This window comes from Gilliamella sp. App2-1 (genome assembly GCF_001690255.1).
GTDB classification, from domain to species: domain Bacteria; phylum Pseudomonadota; class Gammaproteobacteria; order Enterobacterales; family Orbaceae; genus Gilliamella; species Gilliamella apicola_G.
The window spans coordinates 29630-55070 of sequence record NZ_LZGR01000012.1 but is presented as its reverse complement, the minus strand read 5'-3'; the positions used below and the strand labels follow the sequence as shown (position 1 = coordinate 55070).

General features: G+C 36.4%; 19 protein-coding genes and 1 riboswitch. Of the genes, 4 read left to right on the top strand and 15 right to left on the bottom strand.

Going from position 1 to position 25441, the window contains the following annotated elements:
• Nucleotides 1-25 precede the first annotated feature (25 nt).
• The 3 genes from thiQ to thiB are packed head-to-tail and all read right to left on the bottom strand — an operon-like array spanning nucleotide 26 to nucleotide 3292.
• Nucleotides 26-727, bottom strand: a complete 702-nt coding sequence (gene thiQ, locus A9G22_RS01105) for a thiamine ABC transporter ATP-binding protein ThiQ (RefSeq protein WP_065585802.1) — start codon at nucleotides 725-727, stop codon at nucleotides 26-28.
• The gene (gene thiP / locus A9G22_RS01100; protein ID WP_065585801.1) at nucleotides 705-2282 is read right to left on the bottom strand and encodes a thiamine/thiamine pyrophosphate ABC transporter permease; all 1578 of its coding nucleotides are present in this window, start codon (nucleotides 2280-2282) and stop codon (nucleotides 705-707) included. Before thiP ends, thiQ begins: the two co-directional genes overlap by 23 nt.
• 14 nt (nucleotides 2283-2296) lie before the next feature.
• Nucleotides 2297-3292, bottom strand: coding sequence for a thiamine ABC transporter substrate binding subunit (thiB, locus tag A9G22_RS01095; RefSeq protein WP_065585800.1), 996 nt, complete (start codon nucleotides 3290-3292; stop codon nucleotides 2297-2299).
• 39 nt (nucleotides 3293-3331) lie between these two features.
• Nucleotides 3332-3440: riboswitch (TPP riboswitch) on the bottom strand.
• A gap of 599 nt (nucleotides 3441-4039) precedes the next feature.
• Here thiB and argS point away from each other — a divergent pair.
• Nucleotides 4040-5773 (top strand): arginine--tRNA ligase, encoded by a 1734-nt coding sequence (gene argS / locus A9G22_RS01090; RefSeq protein ID WP_065585799.1) that lies wholly within the window; start codon nucleotides 4040-4042, stop codon nucleotides 5771-5773.
• A 70-nt stretch (nucleotides 5774-5843) separates the two neighbouring features.
• Here argS and A9G22_RS01085 read toward each other — a convergent pair whose 3' ends face one another.
• On the bottom strand, nucleotides 5844-6134 hold the full coding sequence (locus tag A9G22_RS01085; RefSeq protein ID WP_075508174.1) for a putative quinol monooxygenase: 291 nt from the start codon (nucleotides 6132-6134) through the stop codon (nucleotides 5844-5846).
• Between the two features lie 431 nt (nucleotides 6135-6565).
• On the opposite strand from A9G22_RS01085, the gene A9G22_RS01080 reads away from it, so the two are divergent.
• Nucleotides 6566-7582 carry an amidohydrolase family protein gene (locus A9G22_RS01080; protein WP_218058701.1) on the top strand — a complete coding sequence of 339 codons (1017 nt, stop codon included), beginning with the start codon at nucleotides 6566-6568 and terminating at the stop codon, nucleotides 7580-7582.
• 144 nt (nucleotides 7583-7726) lie between these two features.
• On the opposite strand, the gene A9G22_RS01075 is transcribed toward A9G22_RS01080, so the two are convergent.
• The 4 genes from A9G22_RS01075 to rnm all read right to left on the bottom strand — a co-directional run bounded on the left by A9G22_RS01075 (nucleotide 7727) and on the right by rnm (nucleotide 12411).
• Complete coding sequence (locus tag A9G22_RS01075) at nucleotides 7727-9115, bottom strand: hypothetical protein (protein ID WP_075508173.1); 1389 nt, start codon at nucleotides 9113-9115, stop codon at nucleotides 7727-7729.
• A gap of 613 nt (nucleotides 9116-9728) precedes the next feature.
• Complete coding sequence (rluB, locus tag A9G22_RS01070) at nucleotides 9729-10637, bottom strand: 23S rRNA pseudouridine(2605) synthase RluB (RefSeq protein WP_075508224.1); 909 nt, start codon at nucleotides 10635-10637, stop codon at nucleotides 9729-9731.
• 164 nt (nucleotides 10638-10801) lie between these two features.
• Nucleotides 10802-11422 carry an L-threonylcarbamoyladenylate synthase gene (locus A9G22_RS01065; protein WP_075508172.1) on the bottom strand — a complete coding sequence of 207 codons (621 nt, stop codon included), beginning with the start codon at nucleotides 11420-11422 and terminating at the stop codon, nucleotides 10802-10804.
• Nucleotides 11423-11526: 104 nt separating this feature from the next.
• On the bottom strand, nucleotides 11527-12411 hold the full coding sequence (gene rnm / locus A9G22_RS01060; protein ID WP_075508171.1) for an RNase RNM: 885 nt from the start codon (nucleotides 12409-12411) through the stop codon (nucleotides 11527-11529).
• A 19-nt stretch (nucleotides 12412-12430) separates the two neighbouring features.
• Here rnm and rraB point away from each other — a divergent pair, with 19 nt between their 5' ends.
• The gene (gene rraB, locus A9G22_RS01055; protein WP_065585794.1) at nucleotides 12431-12826 is read left to right on the top strand and encodes a ribonuclease E inhibitor RraB; all 396 of its coding nucleotides are present in this window, start codon (nucleotides 12431-12433) and stop codon (nucleotides 12824-12826) included.
• Nucleotides 12827-12899: 73 nt separating this feature from the next.
• Here rraB and A9G22_RS01050 read toward each other — a convergent pair whose 3' ends face one another.
• The 5 genes from A9G22_RS01050 to prfA all read right to left on the bottom strand — a co-directional run bounded on the left by A9G22_RS01050 (nucleotide 12900) and on the right by prfA (nucleotide 20342).
• On the bottom strand, nucleotides 12900-15578 hold the full coding sequence (locus A9G22_RS01050) for a beta-N-acetylhexosaminidase (protein ID WP_075508170.1): 2679 nt from the start codon (nucleotides 15576-15578) through the stop codon (nucleotides 12900-12902).
• 9 nt (nucleotides 15579-15587) lie between these two features.
• Nucleotides 15588-17006, bottom strand: coding sequence for an OprD family outer membrane porin (locus A9G22_RS01045; RefSeq protein ID WP_081296881.1), 1419 nt, complete (start codon nucleotides 17004-17006; stop codon nucleotides 15588-15590).
• A 546-nt stretch (nucleotides 17007-17552) separates the two neighbouring features.
• Nucleotides 17553-18407 carry a 3-deoxy-8-phosphooctulonate synthase gene (kdsA, locus tag A9G22_RS01040; RefSeq protein WP_065585877.1) on the bottom strand — a complete coding sequence of 285 codons (855 nt, stop codon included), beginning with the start codon at nucleotides 18405-18407 and terminating at the stop codon, nucleotides 17553-17555.
• Nucleotides 18408-18423: 16 nt separating this feature from the next.
• On the bottom strand, nucleotides 18424-19260 hold the full coding sequence (gene prmC / locus A9G22_RS01035; protein WP_065585792.1) for a peptide chain release factor N(5)-glutamine methyltransferase: 837 nt from the start codon (nucleotides 19258-19260) through the stop codon (nucleotides 18424-18426).
• A complete protein-coding gene (gene prfA, locus A9G22_RS01030) occupies nucleotides 19257-20342 on the bottom strand; it encodes a peptide chain release factor 1 (protein ID WP_075508169.1) in 1086 nt (361 codons plus the stop codon). The genes prmC and prfA overlap by 4 nt, the downstream gene beginning before the upstream one ends.
• Before the next feature lie 350 nt (nucleotides 20343-20692).
• On the opposite strand from prfA, the gene A9G22_RS01025 reads away from it, so the two are divergent.
• A complete protein-coding gene (locus A9G22_RS01025) occupies nucleotides 20693-21877 on the top strand; it encodes a carbohydrate porin (RefSeq protein WP_065585790.1) in 1185 nt (394 codons plus the stop codon).
• 525 nt (nucleotides 21878-22402) lie between these two features.
• On the opposite strand, the gene lpdA is transcribed toward A9G22_RS01025, so the two are convergent.
• Together lpdA and aceF are read right to left on the bottom strand one after the other, a co-directional pair.
• Nucleotides 22403-23827 carry a dihydrolipoyl dehydrogenase gene (gene lpdA / locus A9G22_RS01020; RefSeq protein WP_075508168.1) on the bottom strand — a complete coding sequence of 475 codons (1425 nt, stop codon included), beginning with the start codon at nucleotides 23825-23827 and terminating at the stop codon, nucleotides 22403-22405.
• A 16-nt stretch (nucleotides 23828-23843) separates the two neighbouring features.
• A complete protein-coding gene (gene aceF / locus A9G22_RS01015; protein WP_082264473.1) occupies nucleotides 23844-25436 on the bottom strand; it encodes a pyruvate dehydrogenase complex dihydrolipoyllysine-residue acetyltransferase in 1593 nt (530 codons plus the stop codon).
• Between the last annotated feature and the right edge of the window lie 5 nt (nucleotides 25437-25441).

Sequence of the window (25441 nt, the reverse complement as noted above, 5' to 3'; positions counted from 1 at the left end):
TGTAACGTTTAAATCTTACTTTTTATTAAAAATTAAAGCCCAACATCTTTGCAATGTGCTTATTTTCAGACTGGTTTAGTTGCGTTGGCAAGCCATTAAAAACAATCTGCCCATGATTCACCACTAAACAACGAGAAAAGTAACTGAGCGAATCATCAAGATAGTGTGAGACCATCATTAATGTCAAATCAAACTCATTACAGACTTGATCAACTAACGCTAACATCTCAAACCTTAATGCCTGATCGAGCGCTGAAAATGGCTCATCTAATAATAAAATAGGTCGGCGTTGAATTAAACAGCGAGCTAATGCAACACGTTGACGCTGTCCACCTGAAAGCTGATCGGGATAACGATCATTAAAACCAATTAAACCAACTTTAGCCAGCATATCATTTATTGTTTGCTGTTCAGATGCATTTAATTTTAAACAAGGCCTTATGCCTAAACCAATATTTTGCTCAACAGTTAAATGACCAAATAAATTATTACTTTGGAATAAAATCGACACTGGGCGTTTTCCTGGCAAAGTGTGAGTCATATTTTGATGATTAAGTAAAATTTGCCCAGAGTTTGGAAAAATAAACCCAGCAATCAAGCTTAATAATGAGCTTTTACCTGCACCACTTGGCCCAACAATAACGGCCTTTTCTTTTGCTGGGATTTTGATATCAAAATGCATTTTAAAATTATCATATTGATAATTAATTTGATTCAGTTCGATCATAATCTATTACAACCAATAAACTAAAAGATAATATTAACAATAATGCAGCCGTTACGGTGCTTTCTTGATAGTGATAATGGGATATTTGCTCATATAAATAATAAGGTAACGTAGTAACTGACTGTCCACCAAATAACGCAATAATACCAAAATCACCCAATGATAATATTGCTGAAAAAGCAAAGTTCTGGATAATTAACTTCTTTAGTGCTTTATATTCAATTAAATAAAAATGTAAAAAACCATTAATGTTAAGTGACTGACTTAAATCCCAATAGCGGGAAGTAACATCATACATTGGCGCTGCAAGATTTTTTAATATGAACGGTAATGCCATTAAACCGTTACAAAGCATCATTAAGGTGCAAACAAAGATGGGATTATAAGCATAGGGAAATAACAATAAAAACAGGCCACACGCCAGCACCATGCTTGGAATAATTAAAATCAGCGAACCAACTAACATTAACCGATTGCTCCAATTTATTTGCCGATTAATCAATAAGCGACTATTTGTATAAAGTAATAATAAAGCAAGCAACATAGCGATAATGGCTGATCCCACAGCAATTAGCAATGAAAACATAACTGCATGTTGAAAAGCCAACGTTAGAAACGACCACTGAAAAAAACAAATGCCATTTATAAGTATGGTTATGATGGGAAGTAAAATAAATAAGCCACCAATAACAATAATGACTAAACTTGACAAAACTAAGTTAAACGAAACAGGCAAACGATAATTTTGCCTAACATCGTGCGGATTAAATTTATAGTTATAATTAAATTTTTGCATCAACCTCATAAAACTAACACAAAAAACCAACTGTAAACACGCTAAAAGCACGGCTTGTATCAGATCAAAATCACGAATAGATTGATAAATAGCCACTTCAAGTGTGGTATATTTAGGCCCTCCGCCAAGTGCTAACGCAACAGCAAAGCTAGAAAAACAAAGCATAAAGATAAGCGCCGCCATAGGGAACAATTGTCGACGCAATAGAGGCCATTCCACCCATTTAAAATAACTAAAACTCGAAAAATTTAATTGTGCAGCTAGTTGTTTGTGCTCAACTGACACCCTATTTAAAGTTTGATAAAATAAGCAACAAGCATACGGAAAATTAAGAAACACATGCGCAAGTAAAATACCTTCTAATCCATAAATAGATTTCACAAATGGAAAACCCAAATAATCAAAAAAGCACGCCAATAAGCCCTGTTGCCCATAAACAGACAACAGTCCCGTTACTACCACCAGTGCAGGTAATATAAAGGTAATAGGCATAATGCGTAGCAATAACCTTTTCCCTAGAAAATCAACCATCGATAGGGCTTTGGCCATTAATATTGCTAATAAAATAGATAACAATGTCGATAGTGTTGCTTGAAATATAGTTATCCAAACAACATGCAATAAATAACTATCAAAACAGACTGTTAAATTATTAGACTTAATAGCAGCCAAGCAAAGCACAAATAGGGCTGTACCTAAGACGGTTAAGATCAAGCTTGCAGCGCTAATACCTGGCAGTAGTGTTCTTAATTTCAACATGGTACTGAATAAAACTACTTACTAATGGTGGATTTCCATTCACGTACCCACATCTTTTGATTCTGTTCAACTTGCTTGGCATCAAACTCAAGCGCTTTATTGACTGGCTTAATTTCCTGAAAAGCTTCGGGTAATGAAGTATTAACAATTGGATACATGAAATTTTTTTCAGCTAATTGACGCTGTACATCAGGAGTTAATAAATATCGCAAAAATGAACGCGCAAGTTCTGGTTGTTGACTAAATTTAGTAATTCCCACAACTTCGACTTGACGGTAATGGCCTTCATCAAAAATAGCCGCGGCATAACGATGATCATTATCATTCATAATATGCGCAACAGGTGAAGTACTATAGCTAAGCACTAAATCGGCTTCACCTTTTAAAAATAGACCATAAGCTTCGCTCCAACCTTTGGTCACTGTTACGGTATTTTTAGCTATTTTTTGCCATGCAGATGCGGTATCATCGCCGTATATCTTCTTCACCCAAAATAATAAACCTAAGCCGGGAGTGCTGGTTCTTGGGTCTTGATAAATAATTTTCCAGTTGGCTTTATTATCAACTAACTCATGCATGCTGCGTGGTGGATTACCAATTTTTTGTTGATCATAAATAAAAGCAAAATAGCCAAAATCATAAGGCATAAAATCACTATCCCACCAGTCAGTATTTAAATTATCGGGTTTACTGATTTGATGAGGAATAACAATATCCGCCTGTTTGGCTTGTTCTATAAGATTATTGTCTAACCCTAAGATTACATCGGCATTAGTTTTATCACCTTCAAGACGAATTCGATTTAAAACCGATACTCCATCCCCTAATGTAACAATCTCGAGTTGACAGCCACACTGCGCTTCAAAACCCTTTTCAATCGCCTGCCCTGGTCCCCACTCTGAAATAAAGGAATTGTAACTATAAACAGTTAAGGTAGGTTTTACGTTGGCAGCGTTTGCAATGAAAGGGATAGAAAATACCAAAGATAATAACAATTTTTTACAAAACATTTTGCCTCCAAAACAGCAATAAAAGACAAAAGGTTTGAGCAAGTACAATAACTCAAATCCCTCCGCTGGCATGATCCAGTTCAGGTTCGACGGGTTATGTTAGCCTATCTAACATTCTCAGCCCATCTAGGCACCCCGTTGAGAACACGGGTTAGTGTAGTGGTTAGTGTTAAAATTGTAAACAACGAAAAAGAATAAAGAGCCGCTATAACTAAAAAAAATTATTCAATAATTTAATTTTATTAATATTTTTATTTAAAACAAAAATCTATTGACTACTCTAAATGTGCAAAAACAAACCAAACTAACCTACCAAAACTTAACCCTACACCAGTGCTTGGTTCTGACATATCAGCTACGATTCGTTTTTGACAAACATCACTTATTTGGCGTGCTAACCTCACTCAGTTATCGGCGCATTCTGACATAGTATAACCACTACAATAACCTTTGCTGCCACAAAAAATTAGTACATTTTTCCATAAAAAATTCAGAAAACACATTGATTTAATTAAAGTTTTTTACGTTAATGTTTTTGGGTGAAATCAAACATTTATAAGATGGTGAGGCGTTTTGACTTCTAACTAAAACTTGGCATTTTGTCAAAACGTTTCAAGTAGTGTATCGATTATACTTAATTTTTTATATTTTTTTAATAAAAAATCCGCCCTCTTATTACGATCAGTGACAATTCGTCACTTTGCCGGTATTATATTGGGCATTTTATTATAATCGGTTAGGTTTAGTGTGAATATTCAACAATTATTAACGCAACGTGTTTCGCAAGCCATGATTATGGCGGGTGCTGATAAAAACTGTGACGCTTTAATTAAGCAATCAAACAAAGCACAATTTGGTGATTACCAAGCCAATGGCATTATGGCTGTTGCCAAAAAACTAGGTATGCCACCTCGAGAACTTGCCCAAGCTGTTTTGCAACATTTAGATATCGATGATATCGCCGAAAAAGTGGAAATTGCCGGCCCAGGCTTTATCAATATCTTTTTAAAAAATAGCTGGATTGCTGAGCAAAATGAAATTGCTTTAAACAGCGATAAACTTAATATCACTTTGCCCGCGAAACCACAAACCATTGTGGTTGATTATTCAGCGCCTAATGTCGCCAAAGAGATGCATGTCGGGCACTTGCGTTCAACCATTATTGGTGATGCTAGCGTTCGCGTTTTATCGTTTTTAGGTCATAATGTTATTCGTGCTAATCATGTTGGTGATTGGGGAACGCAATTTGGAATGTTAATTGCGTATCTTGAAAAGATGCAAAATGAACATGCCAATGATATGGATCTTTCAGATTTAGAGTCATTCTATCGCGCCGCTAAAAAACATTATGACGAAGACGAAATTTTTGCCGAAAAAGCTCGTAATTATGTAGTGAAATTACAAGGTGGCGATGAATATTGTCGCGATATGTGGCGTAAGCTAGTTGATATTACCATGACGCAAAATATTGCCACTTATAAACGTTTAAATGTCACCTTAACCGTTGAAGACACCATGGGCGAAAGCATCTATAACAGTATGCTACCGGGTATCGTTGCCGATTTAAAACAGAAAGGACTTGCCGTTGAAAGCGAAGGCGCGATTGTTGTGTTTTTAGATGAGTATAAAAACAAAGAAGGCGAACCGATGGGGGTTATCATCCAAAAACGGGATGGTGGCTATCTTTATGCCACAACCGATATTGCTTGTGCTAAATACCGTTACGAAACATTACATGCCGATCGTATTCTTTATTATACTGATTCCCGCCAACATCAACATTTAGAACAAGTTTGGGCTATTGTTCATAAAGCCAAGTATGTGCCAGAATCATTAAAACTTGAGCACCATATGTTTGGTATGATGCTAGGTAAAGACGGTAAACCATTTAAAACACGTTCTGGCGATACCGTTAAATTAAATGATTTGCTCGATGAAGCTTGTGAACGTGCGACAACATTAATTCGTAGCAAAAATCCTGACTTAACTGAAAGCGAGCTTGCCGAAATCGTCGATGCAGTGGCTATTGGTGCAGTTAAATATGCCGATCTTTCTAAAAATCGTACCACCGATTATGTTTTTGATTGGGATAATATGTTGTCATTTGAAGGCAATACCGCACCTTATTTACAATATGCTTATACCCGAGTGTTATCGATATTTAAAAAATCGAATATTACCGAAGCGAGCTTAACAGGTAATATTCGTTTAGAAACCGATAAAGAGCGTGCCTTAGCAACACGTTTAATTCAATTTGACGATACAATTTCAACCGTAGCAAGGGACGGTACGCCGCATGTACTTTGTGCTTATCTTTATGAAATTGCGACGCTATTTTCAAGTTTTTATGAGAACTGCCCTATTTTAACGGCCGACAGCGAGAGCTTAAAACAAAGTCGCTTGAAATTGGCTTGTTTAACAGCAAAAACACTGAAAATTGGTCTTGATATGTTAGGTATTAAGACAGTTGATAAAATGTAAGTAAATTGCCACCGATGTGAATGCATGGGTGGCAGTTTTGCTAATATACTTAATATTTTGTACTTTTAAGTTACATGATTTGTTTAACTATATTAATCTCTAATCCATCAACATAATCTTTAGCAAAGTTGGCAAATTCGACAAAATGAGGCGTTGCATTGTGAAAATCAATCGCCTGCTGCGAAGCCCATGTTTCGATCACAATAAAGATATTGGGGTTATCAATACTTTGATTAAGTTCATAGCGCACACAACCTGTTTCGGCCCTGCTACCTGTGACTAATCGTTTCAATATCGATTGAAATGCATCATAAAATTCTGGTTTAACGGCGATTGTGGCAACGATATTTAATTGGCTCATGTTAACTGCCCTATATTTCAGAATAATTGATTAGCACAGTATACGCTTGGTATCACGAATAATCTCATTTTTGTGACGTTCAATTATTATGATTAAATAATAAGTTATCATTTAATTTTTTATTTTATGGGTAATTTGTATTTATTGAACGCTTTTTTTTTGCAGTAGAAAATCTAAAAAATAATACTTTAACCATTTCATTTATTTATATATTTTATCAATTATAGTCCTTGCTATTAAAAATATTTTGGTTAGAATTTCTGCAATTTTTAATCGATAAGGTATAAGCGCAATGAACACTTGTAAATCAATAATCTTAACCAATAAAATTATTGATAAGACTTTTATCCTCCTTTTTGGGGGATTTTTTTTGCCTATTGCGCTCGATTTTATCCACTTTATTTAAAATGATTGCATTGTAGAGGCACATTATGATTGAACATAAAAACATGTTGTTAACCACAAGAGACCAAAGTTTAAAAGCCTATTTAATGAATAAAATTAAACAAAATGGCGGATGGGTTAATGCTCATATGCATGCCGATCGTGCTTTTACTATTTCGGTTGATAGTTTTGATGTCTATCAAAAACAGACCTTAATTGAAAAATGGGATACATTAGATAAAGTCAAAGCATCAATGAGCGAAGATGATTACTATCGCCATTTTAGTATGGCGGTTGAGCGGATGATTGAGCAAGGGGTGAGTGCAATGGGATCGTTTGTTGATATTGACCCTATCGCGCAAGAGCGAGCCATTAAAGGGGCGTTAAGAGCACGCGAAACCTATAAAAATGACATCACCATAAAATTAGTCAATCAAACACTTAAAGGCGTTATCGATAAAGAGGCTCGTTATTGGTTCGATAAAGGCGCTGATTTAGTTGATGTTATTGGCGGTTTACCACGTCGTGATGAGCGCGATCATGGTGAAGGGATGGGACTGAAACATCTTGATGTGCTAATGCAAACGGGTAAATCATTAGGCAAAATGGTGCACGTACATGTTGACCAGTTTAATTCTCAAGATGAGATCGAAACGGAACAACTTACCGATAAAACCCTTGAATATGGTATGCATGGTCGCGTTGTTGCCATTCATAGTATTTCGATCACAGCCCACAGTTTAGAATATCGCCAAAAACTCTATAAAAAAATGCAAGAAGCAAAAATGATGGTAATTGCCTGCCCATTTGCTTGGATCGATAGCCCACGCCGCGAAGAACAAGGCCCTACTCGTAACTCACTCACCCCAGTTGATGAACTTGCCACAGCAGGTATTCCTGTTGCAATCGGTACAGATAACGTCAGCGATTATATGTTGCCATTTTCAACTGGCAATATGTGGGAAGAACTTAAATTGTTAGTAACCGGATGTCGTTATACTGATTTAGATAATGTCGTTAATGTGGCAACCAAAAATGGACGAATGGTACTTGGGATTGAATAGTTAATCATCTATATTAAATAAAAACCCCACAAACAATAAATACTGTTGTTTGTGGAATTTTATTTTTGCTTTGCATATAAATACTATGCACACGGATGTGATTAGATTATCTTTTCTAAAAAATTCAATATAAACTTCAATTAGTTATAAATATGAAAGATCGCTAATAATATCCTCAAACCTTGATTTTAGTTCGGTTAATTGCTGTTCTTTTGCTGCTTGAAGCAAGCTATCTTTGCTTTGTAATGTTCCTTTACTGTGATTACGCAAATTTGATGGCACATTACCAGAATAGATATAATCATGTTTTGCTGATGTTTGAACTATGTCAAATTTTTTACTGTAACTATAGACGCCGTGAACCTCAATTTCAGTGGTCAAGGTTAATTTATTGCTATGCGTCACCGTTTTTAAATTAAATTGCTGATCTTTGTAGGTTTTAACTTGCTTTTTATTACCGTTTTCATCAGACACTTCAACAAATTTATCAAAGACTTTTTCGGTTTTGGTTTCATTGTTAACTGATTCCCCAAGATCAGAAAATTCAACGTTTGTCGTAATGCGAATTGTGACATCAGCTTGACTTGGATGATAAGTAACAAATTCTATAAAGTCTTTACTTAATAGATCTAATACAAAAGATTTTAATTCTGAAGAATTATAATAAACTTTAATTTTCCCTTTTTTGGCATAATTATCTGCTTGTGAATTTGCATCACGAAATGATCCGTATTGACGATAAGCAGAAGCAGCCGAAGCGTAATATCTAGCAATTTCACGAAATTGGTAACGATGTGTTGCAGTCTTTGCTAGTTGTTGAGCTTGCTCATAAGCATTTTCTGCTTGCTGAGTACAGTATTTTCTATCATTATCAATAGAACGTTTATCACTATCTTTGTACTTACCAAGCGGTTCATAGACCGCCGATGCATTATTAAAGGCATCGGCTGCGGCTTTGTAGTTACCTTGCTGTTCGAACATTTTTCCTTGATCATAATACTCTTTAGCCGCAAGTTGCCTATATTTTTTATTGGCATTTTTGTACAAGCTTTCAATATTTTTATAGTTGTATTGCTCAAGCCCTTTTCCATATAAATCGGCTCTTATTCTATAACTTTCGCTGTCGGTGCCAGTGATTGAATTGCCATAATTATAGTATTCTTTAGCTATATTTTGTTGTAATTGAGTCACGTCATATTTGTTATCAAAAAAACTGATTTCTTGACTATAAAAACGATCAGTTAATCGCATTTTCATAGCTAATAGATTTTCGTAGCATTTTATTCGTGTGGCATAATCAAAGTTATTGGCGTTTAAAAGGCTTGTTTCGTAATGTTGCATAACGCTATTGACGATATTTTGCAGTCGTTGTATATCTTGTTTTCCAAATTCAGCAGGACCTTTGTCCTCAATACTGTCACCCAATAGGTTGATACTTTCTAAATATTTTCCTTCTTTATAAGCATCTTCTGCTGTACGTGTATGGCAAGCAGTTAATAAAAACATAAAAAAAACAGCTATGATTATACGCATAATTTTCCTTTCAATTCATTTTCGTTTTGTGCTCGTTCATCTATTCATTAAGATAAAAACAGTTTTAATTGAGCTTAATTAATAAGCAGGTTGGTGAGTTTATTATAAATTTGCTCTAATTTATTAACTTTTTTTGCTAAAGCAGATCAACAGATTAATCATCTTTAAAACAAACTAACGCCATATCACAGACAAGCGATATGGCGCTGATATCATAAAGAAAAATCACTGTCATCTAATTGGCTAAACGCTTTATGGTCAAGCGTCCGACCATTTATATCCTGCTAAAAAAGCTCGATTGAAGTTAAACTAAGACAGCAAGCTAAATATTCGCTTTTTAGGTTAGATTTTTTGTAAAAAATATTCAGGATTCTATACCGTTTCGTAATTAATTGAGAATTTGTAGTAACTATGAGGTAAAACGCGTAATAAACAACGTATCAATCAAGCATTCAAAAAAACCGCTTGCCAACAAAAGTTTAAGCAATTTATTTACTTTTATAATAAGATTAAACCACATAAAGCGATTTTGGATAAAAACGCCTTATGAGTTTTTAACAAATTATTTTAATCTTGACGTGTAAACCACTCGGCATTTTCCTATCTATAAAGGTTATTTTCGGGTTGCTTTTTGACGAGTAGTTTTAGTCTGTTGATTAAATTTTACACGCTTAGGTCTTACTATTCGTTTGTCAGAGGATGAACTTGTTGTAAAGCTTTTGGCTTCTGGTGGTAAACCGACTAGTTCACGTAAGTAATTGACTGAGTCAATGCCCAGTTCCATCCAAGTTCCACGCGATAATCCTTTAGGTAAAGTGATATTGCCATAACGAATACGCAATAATCGGCTAACTTGCACCTCGATAGCTTCCCACATTCTGCGCACTTCGCGATTACGTCCTTCAGTTATCACAACATTAAACCATTGGTTAAGCCCATCTCCGCCTTGCGCTTTTATTGATTGAAATGAGGCTGGGCCATCTTCTAGTTGTATTCCTTTACGGAGCTGATTAATCTGCTGATCAGTCACATTACCAAATACACGCACAGCATATTCGCGCTCAATTTCGTGCCTTGGATGCATTAAGCGATTAGCTAATTCACCATCTGTTGTAAATAATAATAAACCCGATGTATTAATATCAAGTCTGCCAATATTTACCCAGCGAGCATTTTTTAATCTAGGCAAACGTTCAAAAACAGTGGCCCGACCTTGTGGATCATGGCGAGAGCAAATTTCGCCTTCCGGTTTGTAATAAGCGAGCACGCGACAAATTTCTTTTTCTTTGCTTCTAAGCTGAACCAAGTGCCCATTGATACGTATTTTAGGGTTTGCATTCACATCAACGCGATCACCTAAAGTGGCTATTTTACCATCCACACTGATTTTACCAGCTATAATCATGGCTTCAATTTCGCGGCGTGATCCATTACCTAAATTGGCTAAGACTTTTTGTAGTTTTTCAGTATTATCATGTGCCGAAGTCTTGCGAGTCGCATTTGGTGTACTTAACGCTTTCATTTTTTCATAAGATTGGCTTTCTTTAGCTTTAATACTAGTTAACTTTTTGCCTCGTTGTGGGAATGCAGATTTGCTATTTTTCATATTATCCTCGCTGTTACCTTCTCAGGTATCATTTTTCTCTTCACTTTATTGTCTGAATGTTGACAATAAAAAACGGTCATTTATTCGAATGGTTTAGTGTCTCCACTTCCTTGACGAATAATTTCTGGATAGTCATTCGTTAAATCAACCACGGTGGTGGGTTGCTCACCTATATAGCCTCCGTGCACAATCGCATCAAGTTGATGGCCGATTTTATCTTCTATTTCGTCGGGATCGGATTGCGCTTGATCATCATTAGGTAAAATTAACGTTGCGGTCATTAATGGTTGACCTAATAATTCAAGTAACGCTAAATCAATTTTATTATCTGGAATACGTAGCCCAATGGTTTTACGTTTTTCGTTCATTAATCGACGCGGTACATCTTTACTGGCTTGTAAAATAAACACATATTTACCCGGTGTATTATTTTTTAATAATCGAAAAGTCGTGTTATCAACAAAAGCATAGCAAGATAGCTCAGAAAGATCACGGCACATTAAAGTAAAGTTGTGATTTTTATCCAGCTGACGAATTTGGCAGATGCGATCAACGCCATGTTTGTTATCCAGTAAGCAACCTAAGGAATACCCAGAATCAGTCGGAAAAGCGATAACGCCACCGCCATTTAATATTTTAACAACTTGATCTAATAATCGCATTTGAGGATTATCTGGGTGAATATAAAAAGTTTGGCTCATAATTTTCTTCTATAATTAATCGTTAATCTCTTTTTCAATATTGAGATCAATGCCGTCAATCTTTTGATGAAACGCAAATATAAAACCATTTAATCCTAATTTAATTAGTATTGCCAATTATGCCAAATTGGCGTAACGCTACCTGGCAATGGCGTTGTTTTGCCTAAATCCAAATAATTAACTAAATCATGAAAATCTGAACCTTGCGATGCTAACATGTCAAATTCATTGGCTAATTTAGCTAATCGATGTAAATCATCTTGCGTTTGCCTGCTTTGCGAAACCTCAATGGCATCGCCACCACAAGCTTTAAATTCACTCAGTAATAATTTCAATTTTGTTAAAGTTAAATCATAACGACTTGGATGTGCAAGCACCGCTTGCCCTCCGGCCATGTGAATGGCATTAACCGCATCAGCAATGCGACACCATGTTGCAGGCACATAAGCATACCCTCCTTTACCTAGGTACTTTTTAAATGCGCGTTTGATGTCCTTAACATAGCCGTTAGCGACTAAAAATCTCGCAAAATGGGCGCGCGAAACAATGTCACCTTTCGCAAATTGTTGTGCTTGTTGATAAGCATTTTCGATACTAACCTTTGCCAATTTTTGGCTTATTGCTAACGCCCGATTAATTCGGCCTTGCTCTTGTGAGGATAACAGTGTCAATAATTGAGGATGCTCAATATCAATATTTAAACCCACAATATGGATTTCGTTATTCTTCCAAGTCGTAGATATTTCAACACCACAAACTAATTTAACAGGCAAATTTTCATTAGCAATTGTTTGTTGAGCTTCAGGTAAGCCTTTAACGGTATCATGATCGGTAATAGCCAAAATAGCAATTTGGTTATCCACCGCTCTTTTGACAAGATCGCTGGGCGTTAACACACCATCTGATGCTGTAGTATGAGAATGTAAATCAACAATCACTTTTTTCTCGAAAATTATTTTGAAACGTGTAATATACCACACAATTTGCATGACCACTAAAAGGTATATTATGAAAGATCAAATTATTCTTGCTCAGCAAGATACTAACGCTATTATTGAAGAACTGTTAGAAGATGGTAGCGATCCTCATGCGCTTTATATTATTGAACACCATGTTTCATCACAAAATTTTGATAAACTAGAAAAAGTAGCAGTAGAAGCTTATAAGTTAGGTTATGAAGCAACCGATCCCGATGAAGATGTCGATGATGCGGGCAACGTTGTTATCGCTTTTGATATCGTTACTGAAAGTCCGCTCAAAGCTGAATTAATCAATGCGCAAATTGCCGAAATCATCAACCTTACTGCCCAATTTGGCGTCAATTATGATGGTTGGGGCACTTATTTTGAAGATGGAAGTGATGACGATTTTGATGATAATGAACTCATGGAAACACTTCATTAAGTTTATCAATATACTTTGCTCTTCTTATTCTTATCCGTTAAATAACGGATAAGAATATTTGAATTAACTTAATCTATTTCAATTCTTCTATACGACTCGTTCTTTTGTGATTGGGCGATACGCTACGAACAGAGACTGTTTCGCCTTTTCTAATGCCTACTGGTTCAGTGTAGCGATACCAATTTTTACCTTGATTGGTTGAATATTCAATGGTTAAACCAGGAAACACAATATTTGCTACTAATTGACCGTTTTCAATTTTAGCACCTGGAACAGGCAAGCGATAATCTATACTAGCTAAATCCAGTTTTTGCAGTTCACGCTGCCCCACTAAATTTGCGAATCGAATCCAATCATTAAGTAATTGTTGTTGATCAACATAATGCGTTGTTCCTTGAGCAAATTCACGATCTTTTTGGTAGTCAATTTCCCAATCGGCCTGATGCCAAGCTCTTTCAGCGACGGCCAACAAACGAGGGAATGTCATGTATTCCATTTTTTTATCTGTCCGAATATCTTCAGTCCAAATCTGAGCAGATATGCCATACGCGCCAGACCAATTCATTGTCCCTTTAGCCGTAAATGGATTACCATCGCGATCAACAGAAGTTTCTGCATTTTGTGGCAAATTATTTGGTGCGAAACTAAATATTTTTCGTTCATCATTAAAACGGGTAGCCCAATAATAACCACTCTCTTTTGGATTGACTTCATATGGCATATCTAAATAAACATAATCAGGATTAGAAATGATCACTTGATAACCTTTATTGCTCCATTCATTTACAGAGTCAAAACCGCCCCAATATAATGTGTCCCAAAAGTTAACTGTCACTTTATCAACCGCAAAAGATTTTGCATTATCAGCATATTTCATGCCATCTTGCCATGCTTGCATATGGTTAATGCCATGAGATTTTATTATCGTACTAACTTGTTGTGCAAAATAACTCGGTAAATGTTCAATATCTTTTACCTTTCCTTTTGACACAAAGGTTTGGCAGGCTTGAGATTTTGCCCATGGATGATCTTCTATGCTTTGATCTATCGTTCCTTTAGCATCAGTTTTATCTTTTGCTTGTAGATCTTGATAACCTGCGCCTAAACGAATATTTTTAGCCTCATCACCACCAAAATGCCAAGTGTGAAGTGGTTGGCCAGCTTCAATATGCATTTTAGTTATTTCATCTATGATTTTATTGACAAAACGTTTAGATGAATCAAGGCAAGGATTTAAATAACTTAAACGATTATAAAATTGTACTGTTGTGGTATTAGAAGTATCGGTTGGATCAACTAGTCGAAACTCATTAGCTTGCGCCTCTTTTCCTTCTGCCATTAAACGTTTATAACGTGCTTCCATTGATACAATTGCTGCTCTGGCATGAGCGGGCATATCAATTTCAGGAATAACCTCGATAAAGCGTGCTTTGGCATATTTGACAATATCAATATAGTCTTGACGACTTAAAAATCCCGATCCTGTCGTATTACTTTCGGGACCCGAACCTAATTGCGGTAATAAACAACTTTGCTCAGTAAGATCATGGCAACGTTTGCTGCCAATATCGGTGAGTTCAGGTAGGTCTGGAATTTCAATTCGCCATCCTTCGTCATCACTGAGGTGAAAATGAAACTTATTTAGTTTATATTTTGCCATTTGGTCCAATAAGCGCATTATGGATGCTTTAGATTTAAAATTACGACCAATATCGAGCATAATACCGCGATAAGCAAAACGTGGGGAATCAAATACATTTAGTGTTGGGATTGTTTTAAGTTCGTTTACGGGAATCAATGATAAAATGGATTGTACAGCATAAAAAATACCGCTTTCGTCGTAAGCTACTATTAAAGCCTCATCTTTTTTAATATCTAATTGATACCCCCCCAATTGCCCTTGTTTAAATTGTTCAGGAGCAATTGTCGCTTTTATTTTATAACCATTTTGAGTAACGGGAATACCTAACGCGTTAAACGCCGTGTTTAAAATTGTTAAGCTTTCTTGATTTAAGTCATTAAGTATTAGATTCACTCCTTGCTGGCCAATTGTTATATCTTCTTTTCCTAATGTCATTTTTGCAGGTGTTGGCAAAATTTGCCCGCGGAGTGATTCAGCCGATAATTTCTTAATATCCGAATTATATTGGAAACGAGTATTCGGCGTCATTAATGTATTGTGATCATCGGCGGTTCTTTTCCAGTTTTGTTGAATTGGTGCAACAAAAGCCGATAAATTGTCAGTCCCCGTGTTAGTATTAGCAATGATCTTTGGTTTAGCATGACTTGATGTGATATACCAACGAGGCATTAAATCACTTTCACTTACCATCCAATATTCACCAATTATGGGAATATTGATGGTTGAATGAGCGGGAATCGAGGTGAATTTTTCTGTTGGTTCGATTTTATGAAGATCGCCAGTAATATGGGTTATTTTGAACTGTTCATTATTTACCGCTAAAATCATACGGATATTATTAAAATAAATAGCCCAATCCTTATCCTTGATTGCCGGACCATTATTCTTTAGCGAAATGAGCACTTTGTTACAAGCAGCCCAATCAGCACCTAAAGCTGAACAATTTACACCATGAGCCCCCGCTTGATTGTCTATTACCTCATATTTAACATTGAGTTGTGAACTCATTGAGTCAACAATTTGTTGCGAAGCAAAAACAGATTGGGTTGCTCCCATACTTAACAAAGAAGCAATTGAAGTGGCTAATATTGCTGTTTTTATCTTTTTCATCATTTTTACCTATTTTTGTTGAGCACTAAAAACAGTGAATGGAATTGTGACAATAAATTTGATATCTCGCTCATCTTGAAAGATATTCCCATATCCACCGCCCCAGCTTGGTATACTATTTGAGTGATTGTTATATTTGGTATAGTGCAATTGGAAAGCCGTATCTTTTGCCCAACTTTCTTGCACGGTATACCCTAAATCAAAGTTATATGCTGATTCAATCAAACGTTGTTTTTGATTGAATTGTCGATTAGTGCTTGGTTTTGCGTTCCATCCATAAGCATAAGAAGCACCGGTTTTCCAGCCTGCTAAAGAGTAAGATAGATTACTTAAATCATAAGTCACTTCAGCAAACACGGCTTTTTCGCCATTGGCATTAAAGTCTGAACGCGAATTCCACCAAACATCTAAACGACCATTTGATGAAGCATAATCAGGTGTCATTCGTTGCAAAAAGAATCCCTGCTCTCCATTAGCTTTAACCGCAACACCTTCAAGTCGCAGACCAATTGGACCAACTTGATAACCTAATGTTGCCGCTTGCAACCATGCTAAGCCATCGTAAACATCTTTGCCTTGATGGGATTGATCTTTGGCACCATAAAATTGGTAACTCATGGTCAGCGGGCTATCAAACACTTCTGTTCTATAAGATACTTTGCCAAAAAATTGGTCCATATAATTGTGCGCTTGGCCAAATGCACTTTCTAATACTAAATTATTTTTGAAGTCATACTTCAAGCCAGCAGAATGTAAATAATCAATTTTTTTACCCGCGCCCCATTGTTTGAATTCATAGAGCCTTTTATACCATGGCGCTTTATATTTATCTGTCCACATGTATGACATCGATAATGCACCAGCTGTATCAAAATCAAGGGTAGAACCCAATTCAAACCCACGATAAGTACCCGGTAATAAACTCCAATGAGGTGCCAGTAACGTTTGTCCAGAAGGTTGAATATAACCTGCTTTCAGCCAAAATAATTCATCAATCTTAAAATTCGCTTGTGCTTTATAAAAACTAAGCCCACTGACATCTTTCTTCCAATCTTCATCCCAACGCGTGTTTGCACCACTAAACCCAATCTCATTTGGATGACCATTGCCACCATTACTCACCTCCCATGCGCCATAACCGCCTAGCTCGATAGCAAATCTATTGGCAATATATCCAGAACGAAAATCCAAATTACTATTAAAGGTTGATTGCCTAATATTGCTTTTATATTTATCCGTTTCGATATCTTTACGATCACGATCACGATTCCAAAAAAAGACATTACCTGTTAATGAAGCATCATCTACAAAATTGTTTTCATAGATAGCATAAACAGGCGTTACACTCACTAACACAGAGACAGAACAAATCAGTTTAGTTAAAAGATTAGCTGGTCGAGGGATTATTTGTGCATTATAGGTATTCATCTTTATTTCCCTAAAATTATTCTATTTAATTAATAAATAAATTTTTCAAGATCTAACTTACATGAGTAAGTCAAAGTACAAATTAATATTTACCTTAAAATTTGAAAGACACATTATTTTTTTAAGCCTATTTAACACTAATGTAGTTCGATAAAAAGTTCATAAATTGCAAAATAGGCTGTAATATGTAGTTTTATAATGCATAAACATATTTTATCTAGCAAATTAAACTATCTAAAATCGTGATCAAAGTCACCAAAACAATCATTTTTTAAGCGAATTTTAAGATAAAATCACACCTTTTTTTACTAAAAAAAATAATAGATTAGTTTTAAGACAATCGTGAGTATTGTTATTAATATTTAAGATATAAAAACAAGAATAGATTTCAATGTGAAAAAACAGGGAAGAAAAGTAAATAATGCGGTTAAAAAATGCAGTAAAAAAAGAAATCACTCAAATTTCTCTTTTTATTAACTATAAATAAGAATGTGTCATCCACAATGAATTACACATTCTTTCAAATTATAGAAAATATATCAATTTTTAATTTTCAGTATCAATTTCTTCAAAACCTTTTACTAGCTCATCAATGGCTTTCATCTGTTTTAAGAAAGGTTCTAGTTTTGCTAGTGGTAATGCTGATGGGCCATCACATTTTGCATGGATTGGATCGGGATGCGATTCTAAGAAGAGACCTGCAATACCAACAGCCATACCTGAACGCGCAAGCTCAGTCACTTGACCACGACGCCCGCCAGATGCTGCGCCCATTGGATCACGACATTGCAGAGCATGAGTAACATCAAAAATAACGGGCGAACCTTTGCTGGCTTTTTTCATAATGTTAAAACCAAGCATATCCACTACTAAATTGTCATAACCAAAACAACTACCGCGATCACAAAGGATGATTTGATTATTGCCTGCCTCTTCAAATTTTTCAACAATATTGCCCATTTGCCCAGGACTGACAAATTGCGGTTTCTTGACATTAATTACCGCACCTGTCTTAGCCATTGCAACAACGAGATCAGTTTGTCTTGCTAAAAAGGCTGGTAATTGAATCACATCAACCACATCGGCAACAGGTTGACATTGCGCTTCGGTATGGACATCGGTAATAATTTTAATGCCAAACTGTTGTTTAAGCTCTTGGAAGATTTTAAGCCCTTCTTCTAAGCCTGGTCCACGATAAGAATGGATTGATGAGCGATTCGCTTTATCGAAAGACGCTTTAAAAATATAAGGGATATTCAGTTTATTAGTGACGGTAACATAATGTTCACAAATTCTCATTGCCAAATCGCGAGATTCAAGTACATTCATACCACCAAATAGTACAAAAGGTAGATCATTGGCGACAGTAATATCACCAACATTTACTTTTTTTTGCTGCATCATAAAATTTTCCTAATTAAGGTTTAAACCAGCGACCTAGTGTAACTCTATCATTACCGCTATAGTCGGTGAAGGTTTCTACTAATTGAAATCCGTGTTGTTTAAAAATGGTTTGCACTGCCTCGCCTTGTTTCCAACCATGTTCTATCAGTAACCAACCATATTGATTTAAATGCTTAGTTGCACCTTGTACAATGAGTTTAATATCAGCTAAACCTTCATCTTCTGAAACTAGTGCGCTTCTTGGTTCATAACGCACATCACCTTGTGATAAGTGAAAGTCTGTTGGTTCGATATAAGGCGGATTACTGACAATCATCGAAAATTTTCTGTTTTTAATTGGTTTATACCAGTCACCTTGTAAAAAATAGACATTGTTTACTCCAATGTGGGCTGCATTTTGTTGAGCTAAAATTAGCGCATCTTTATTTTTTTCAATTGCGGTAAATAAACAGTCTTGACGCTCAGTTGCCATGGCAATAACTATTGCACCAGTACCGGTACCAAGATCCAACACTTCGCATGGCACTTTAGGCAGATACTCTAAACCCAATTCGACTAATTTTTCGGTATCGGGTCTCGGTATTAACGTGGCATTAGAAACATTAAACTTCAAAGACCAAAACTCTTTTTCGCCAGTAATATAAGCGATAGGTTCACCGTTTTGCCTGCGTTTTAAGCATTCAGATAGAGCTATCAATTCATCATCAGTAAGTGGTGTTTCACTAAACGCCATTAAAAATGTTCGTGTTTTTTGCGTCACAAAACTCAGCAAAATTTCAGCATCTCGTTTTGGGCTTTCACTATCTGTTAAGGTTTGAGATGCACACTTAAGCCATTCTAAGTAAGTCATTCATCTTGTTCCGATAAAGCGGCTAGTTGATCTGCTTGATATTCTTGTACAATAGGATCGATTAGCATCTCTAATTTCCCTTCCATCACTTCGTCTAAACGATAAAGCGTTAGGTTAATTCGATGATCGGTAACTCGACCTTGTGGATAGTTATAGGTTCTAATTCTATCTGAACGATCACCAGAACCTAATAGATTTCGACGTGTTGAAGCCTCTTCTTGTTGGCGCTTACGTAGTTCCGCATCTTGAATTCGTGCGGCTAAAACTGACATCGCCTTAGCTCTGTTTTTATGTTGTGAGCGCTCATCTTGGCACTCAACCACAATACCAGTCGGTAGATGGGTAATACGAATGGCCGAATCAGTCGTATTAACATGTTGACCACCAGCACCAGATGAACGATAAGTATCAATTTTTAAATCAGCTGGGTTAATTTCGGGCATTTCAGCTTCAGGCACTTCGGGCAAAACAGCGACGGTACAAGCAGATGTATGAATACGACCTTGCGACTCCGTTTCTGGCACACGTTGAACACGATGTCCTCCCGATTCAAACTTCAAATGACCATAAACACCATCACCACTTACTAACATAATAACTTCTTTATAGCCACCATGCTCACCATCATTTGCGCTCATAATTTCAACGCGCCAATTGCGAGATTCAGCATAGCGTGTATACATTCGGGCTAAGTCACCAGCAAAAATAGCGGCTTCATCGCCACCCGTTCCCGCTCTCACTTCCACAAAGCAGTTGTAATCGTCATTTGGATCTTTCGGTAGTAATAGCACTTGTAGTTGCTTTTCTTGCTCTTCAATTCGGCTTAATGCTTCGTTTAGTTCCTCTTGTGCCATTTCGCTCATTTCAGGATCGGATAGCATCATTTTAGCTGTCTCAATATCCTCTTGTGTTTGCTTCCAATCAGAAAAACACTTAACCACTCCCGTTAACTGTGAATATTCTTTAGAAAGTGTGCGAAAGCGATTTTGATCGGCGATAACCGAAGCATCAGACAATAATGCTTGAACTTCTTCATAACGCTCTTGTAGCGTTTCTAACTTACTGATAATTGAAGATTTCATAAAAGTATCTTTTAAATGATAGAAATTAATTAAATTTGTGGGGCATTATATACTTAATTGCTTTTAAAATATAGTTTCGGATTATCCTTACAATGTCAAAGGAAATTCGTCAAAAAAAGAGTATTTTTAATTCAAGATAAATCAATATGCTAAAAATGTTACTCGTGTCACAAAAATACATTTTTAGTGTTTAAAAAAATCTACCCACCATATAACATCACCAAATAAAAACGATATCACTAATAAATACTTTTGATTTACATAGTAAATATCAATAAATATCCAATTAATTGTTATTGCATACATAACAATTAATCATGATATAGTTAAAATATTTAAGGAGTTATTTTATGAAGAAAGTGTTTATACTCAGTTTAATTGGATTAAGTTCAATGGCTAACGCCGCAATTCAATGGGATACACAGCAAGGGCAGCTAAAACTATATGGTGATATTGAATTCAATGTTGATGCAGCCAGCAGTAAACAACAACTTAGCTCATTAAAAGCAACAGCAGATAAAAAAAATACCCCTGCTGATAAAGATCGCTGGGATATTAATGGTCGAATATTGATTGGGTTAGATGGCTATCGCGAAATCAATAATAAGAATTTTGCGGGATTTGTAGTGCAACCCTTGGCTGATTTAAGTGGCGATATGAATCTGGATGATGCTGCGTTCTATTTTGGACAAAAACAAGATTGGAGTGTTAAGCTAGGACGCTATGAAGCTTATGACATGTTCCCGCTAGGACAAGATACATTTATTGAATATTCAGGCAATACCGCTAATGATCTTTATGAAGATGGCTTTGGTTACATCTACATGATGAAAGAAGGTCGAGGACGCAGTAAAAATGGAGGCAGTATTCAATTTAATAAACTTTTTTTTGATAATTTTAATTTTGAATTAAATACTTTGATTAATAATGGCGAAACAATGTTTAATAAATCAACCTATCATGGTTATAACATTGAGAAAAAGAAAAATGTAGTCTATATTCGCCCTGTTTTATTCTGGAAAAATGATAGTTTTTCTACAGCAATTGCAGCTGAAACTAATGTTGTGAAAAACGCTTATGGTTATTACGATAATAATAAAAAGTTCCGAGATCAATCTCAAAGGACAGGTTATGGTGCAACATTCTCTTGGAATAGTGAAAGAGATTGGGAGGTAACCAATAAAGGATTAAAAATAAATACTAGCTTTGCCTATATGAATGCTAAAGACGAAGATGATATGACTATTGGTACTGATATTATCTGGGAAAAAATCGGTTTAGGTTACTATTATGCTAATAATAATATTAAAAAATTTAACCCAGAAAATCGTCTCAAAAACGGGCATATTATCGGTAAAGGCAAATATAAAATTCACACTGTTAATGCTTCCTACTTAATTGATAATGTATTGGATATGGATAATTTTAATATTTATTTAGGCGCTTATTGGTCACTTTTAGATAGAAGTAAATCACATGGGGATAGTACCGATGAGCGTTATGGTGCCCGCGTCAGATTCAAATATTTTTACTAAACAAAATTAAACTTTAACTCTAATTAATAACTGTTAGCGCCAAATTAAACTAACCCTATATAGCTTTGAACAAAACTATTGATATCAGCACAAATATATTAGCTAAATGCCACCTAGATTTAGTTAAAGAATGTATAGAGATAATATTTATAATTAAGCGTTATCATCTTAATATAAATAATGCTGTTTAAATAATTTTGGTTGGATTTGTGAGGAGAAGATTGTTATTGTACGTGATTCTATTCCTCTTCAATTACCAAAATAAACAATTTATAGAGAGTAAGAACTGTATAATATTTTGGTGAGGGTCTGTCATTTATGGAAACAATCATGCTAAATAACTTACTTCCTTCTCCCTGCAATTTCATTAAGATTAGCGCTTAGTAGTTTAATCGTGTCTTTATTTTTTTACTGAAACACAGTATTTTCTGAAAAATTTTTACAAAATAAATTATTTTAAGACAAATAAAAATGCCGTTAGTTTGAGCTAACGGCATTTTACTAAGTAAATAAATGACTTATTAACTATTTCTTCTTCGCTTTGGCATTAGGTAAATCGGTGACTGAGCCTTCATAAATTTCAGAAGCTAAGCCGATCGATTCATGCAATGTTGGGTGAGCATGGATAGTTAATGCAATATCTTCGGCATCACAGCCCATTTCAACAGCTAAGGTGATTTCACCTAGTAATTCACCGCCATTCACGCCAACAACCGCACCACCTAGCAAGCGATTATCTGCTTTATTAAAGATGAGTTTTGTCATCCCTTCTGAACAATCCGAAGCAATAGCGCGCCCTGAAGCAGCCCATGGGAAGATTGATACTTCATAATCAATGCCTTTTTCTTTCGCTTCTTTTTCAGTTAAGCCCACCCACGCCACTTCAGGTTCAGTATAGGCAATAGAAGGAATGGTTTTTGGATCGAAGAAGTGTTTTTTACCAGCAATCACTTCTGCTGCCACATGCCCTTCGTGTACACCTTTATGCGCAAGCATTGGCTGACCCACAATATCACCAATGGCATAAATGTGTGGTACGTTAGTGCGCATCTGTTTATCCACTTCGATAAATCCACGATCAGTAACGTTAACACCTGCTTTTTCTGCACTAATTAACTTACCATTTGGCGTACGACCAATCGCCACTAATACCGCATCATAAGTATGGGTTTCGGTGGAGCCGTCTTTCTTTTCCATGGTGACGTAAATTGCATCATGTTTGGCTTCAACGGTGGTCACTTTGGTTTCTAATCGTAAAGTGAATTTCTTTTGGATCTGCTTAGTAAAGACTTTGATCACATCTTTATCAGCAGCAGGGATCACTTGGTCAAACATTTCAACCACATCGACTTCTGAACCTAACGCATGGTATACAGTCCCCATTTCAAGACCAATAATTCCGCCACCCATTAATAATAATTTTTTAGGAATGGTAGTTAGCGCTAAGGCATCTGTTGAATCCCAAATACGCGGATCATCATGTGGAATAAAAGGTAACTTAATTGGACGAGAACCCGCTGCAATAATCGCATTATCAAAGGTAATTTTAGTGATCCCTTTTGAAGAAGTCACCTCCATAGTATGGCTACCAGTAAACTGAGCTTCACCTTGAATCACATTGACTTTGCGCATTTTTGCCATGCCAGCAAGTCCGTTAGTCAGCTGACTAATGACTTTTTCTTTCCAGCCACGCACTTTGTCTAATTCAAGTCTCGGGGTACCAAAATGGATACCATGTTCAGTTAATGATTTTGCTTCATCCATTACTTTAGCAACATGAAGTAATGCTTTTGATGGAATACAGCCTACATTTAAACAGACACCACCCAGTGTTGAATAACGTTCAACAAGGGTAACATCTAGTCCAAGGTCGGCTGCGCGGAACGCAGCGGAATAACCCGCTGGTCCTGCTCCTAAAACCACAACTTGTGTTTTAACATCTTGACTCATAATTTGATCTCCTTAATTACATCACTAAACGACGTAAGTCGGATAAGACGTTAACAATATGGCTTAAGAAGCGCGCACCATCCGCACCATCAATAACACGATGATCGAATGATAATGATAAAGGCAACATTAAGCGTGGTGTAAACTCTTTGCCATTCCATACTGGTTTCATGCTAGAACGAGATACGCCTAAAATGCCCACTTCTGGCGCATTGACAATTGGTGTAAACGAGGTTGTACCAATACCACCAAGGCTAGAAATAGTGAAACATCCACCTTGCATATCGCTACCAGTCAATTTACCTTCACGCGCTTTTTTAGAAATTGCCGCAAGTTCTCGAGAAAGCTCAACAATGCCTTTTTTATCAACATCTTTAAACACTGGCACAACAAGACCGTTTGGTGTATCAACAGCTACACCAATATTAATGTATTTTTTGATAATTAGCGTTTGAGCATCTTCAGATAATGAGCTATTAAAGCGTGGATACGCGGTTAATGCGCTAGCTACCGCCTTCATGATAAACACTAAAGGTGTGATCTTAAGGTCAAGCTTCTTCTTATCAGCTTCTGCATTTTGTTGCTTACGGAATGCCTCTAAATCAGTAATATCGGTTTCATCAAACTCAGTCACATGTGGAATCATGACCCAGTTACGGTGTAAATTTGCACCTGATACTTTTTGGATTTTAGTTAATGGTAGGCTTTCAACTTCACCAAATTTACTAAAATCAACTTTCGGCCATGGTAATAAACCAGGTAATGCACCACCAGCAGCGCCACTCTCAACTTGTTTAACTGCGTTTTTAACGTAGGCTTGAATGTCTTCACGCAAAATACGGTTTTTAGGACCTGTCGCGGTGACTTTAGCGAGATTTACGCCAAATTCACGCGCTAAACGGCGTACTGATGGTGTTGCGTGCGCATAAGCATCATTTTCAACAAAGTCATTGCCTGATGATACAGGCGCTGATTGTGCGGTAACAGGCGATGATGTTGGCACTGGTGCGGCTTTTTCAGCAACAGGTGCTGGAGCGACCGGCGCTGTTTGTGTAGCTGGCGCTGCACTAGTTGTGGTTTCAAATTCCATAATTTTGGAACCTGTTTTCACCTTATCGCCCACTTTCACTGTGATACTTTTAACGGTGCCGGCAATGGTTGCGGGTACTTCCATTGAAGCTTTATCACCTTCAACGGTAATTAACGAATCATCAACAGATATAGTATCGCCAACTTTTACTAAAATTTCGGTCACTTCAACTTCATCGCCACCGATATCAGGCACATTGACATCAACAGTTTGGCTCGCTGCAGCAGCAGTTGGTGTCACTTCAACTTTTGGTGCTTCTTGTGCTGAAGCCGCAGGCTCAGCACCACCCTGCTCATCAAAGACCATAATGTCCACACCTGTTTGGACTTTATCGCCAATTTTTACCGAAATAGATTTAACGATACCGGCTTGTGGTGCTGGAATTTCCATTGATGCTTTATCACCTTCGACAGTCATAATTGACTGATCAGCTTCAACTTTGTCACCAACATTAACTAGAATTTCGGTCACTTCGACTTCATCACCGCCAATATCTGGTAATTTAATTTGAATACTCATTATAA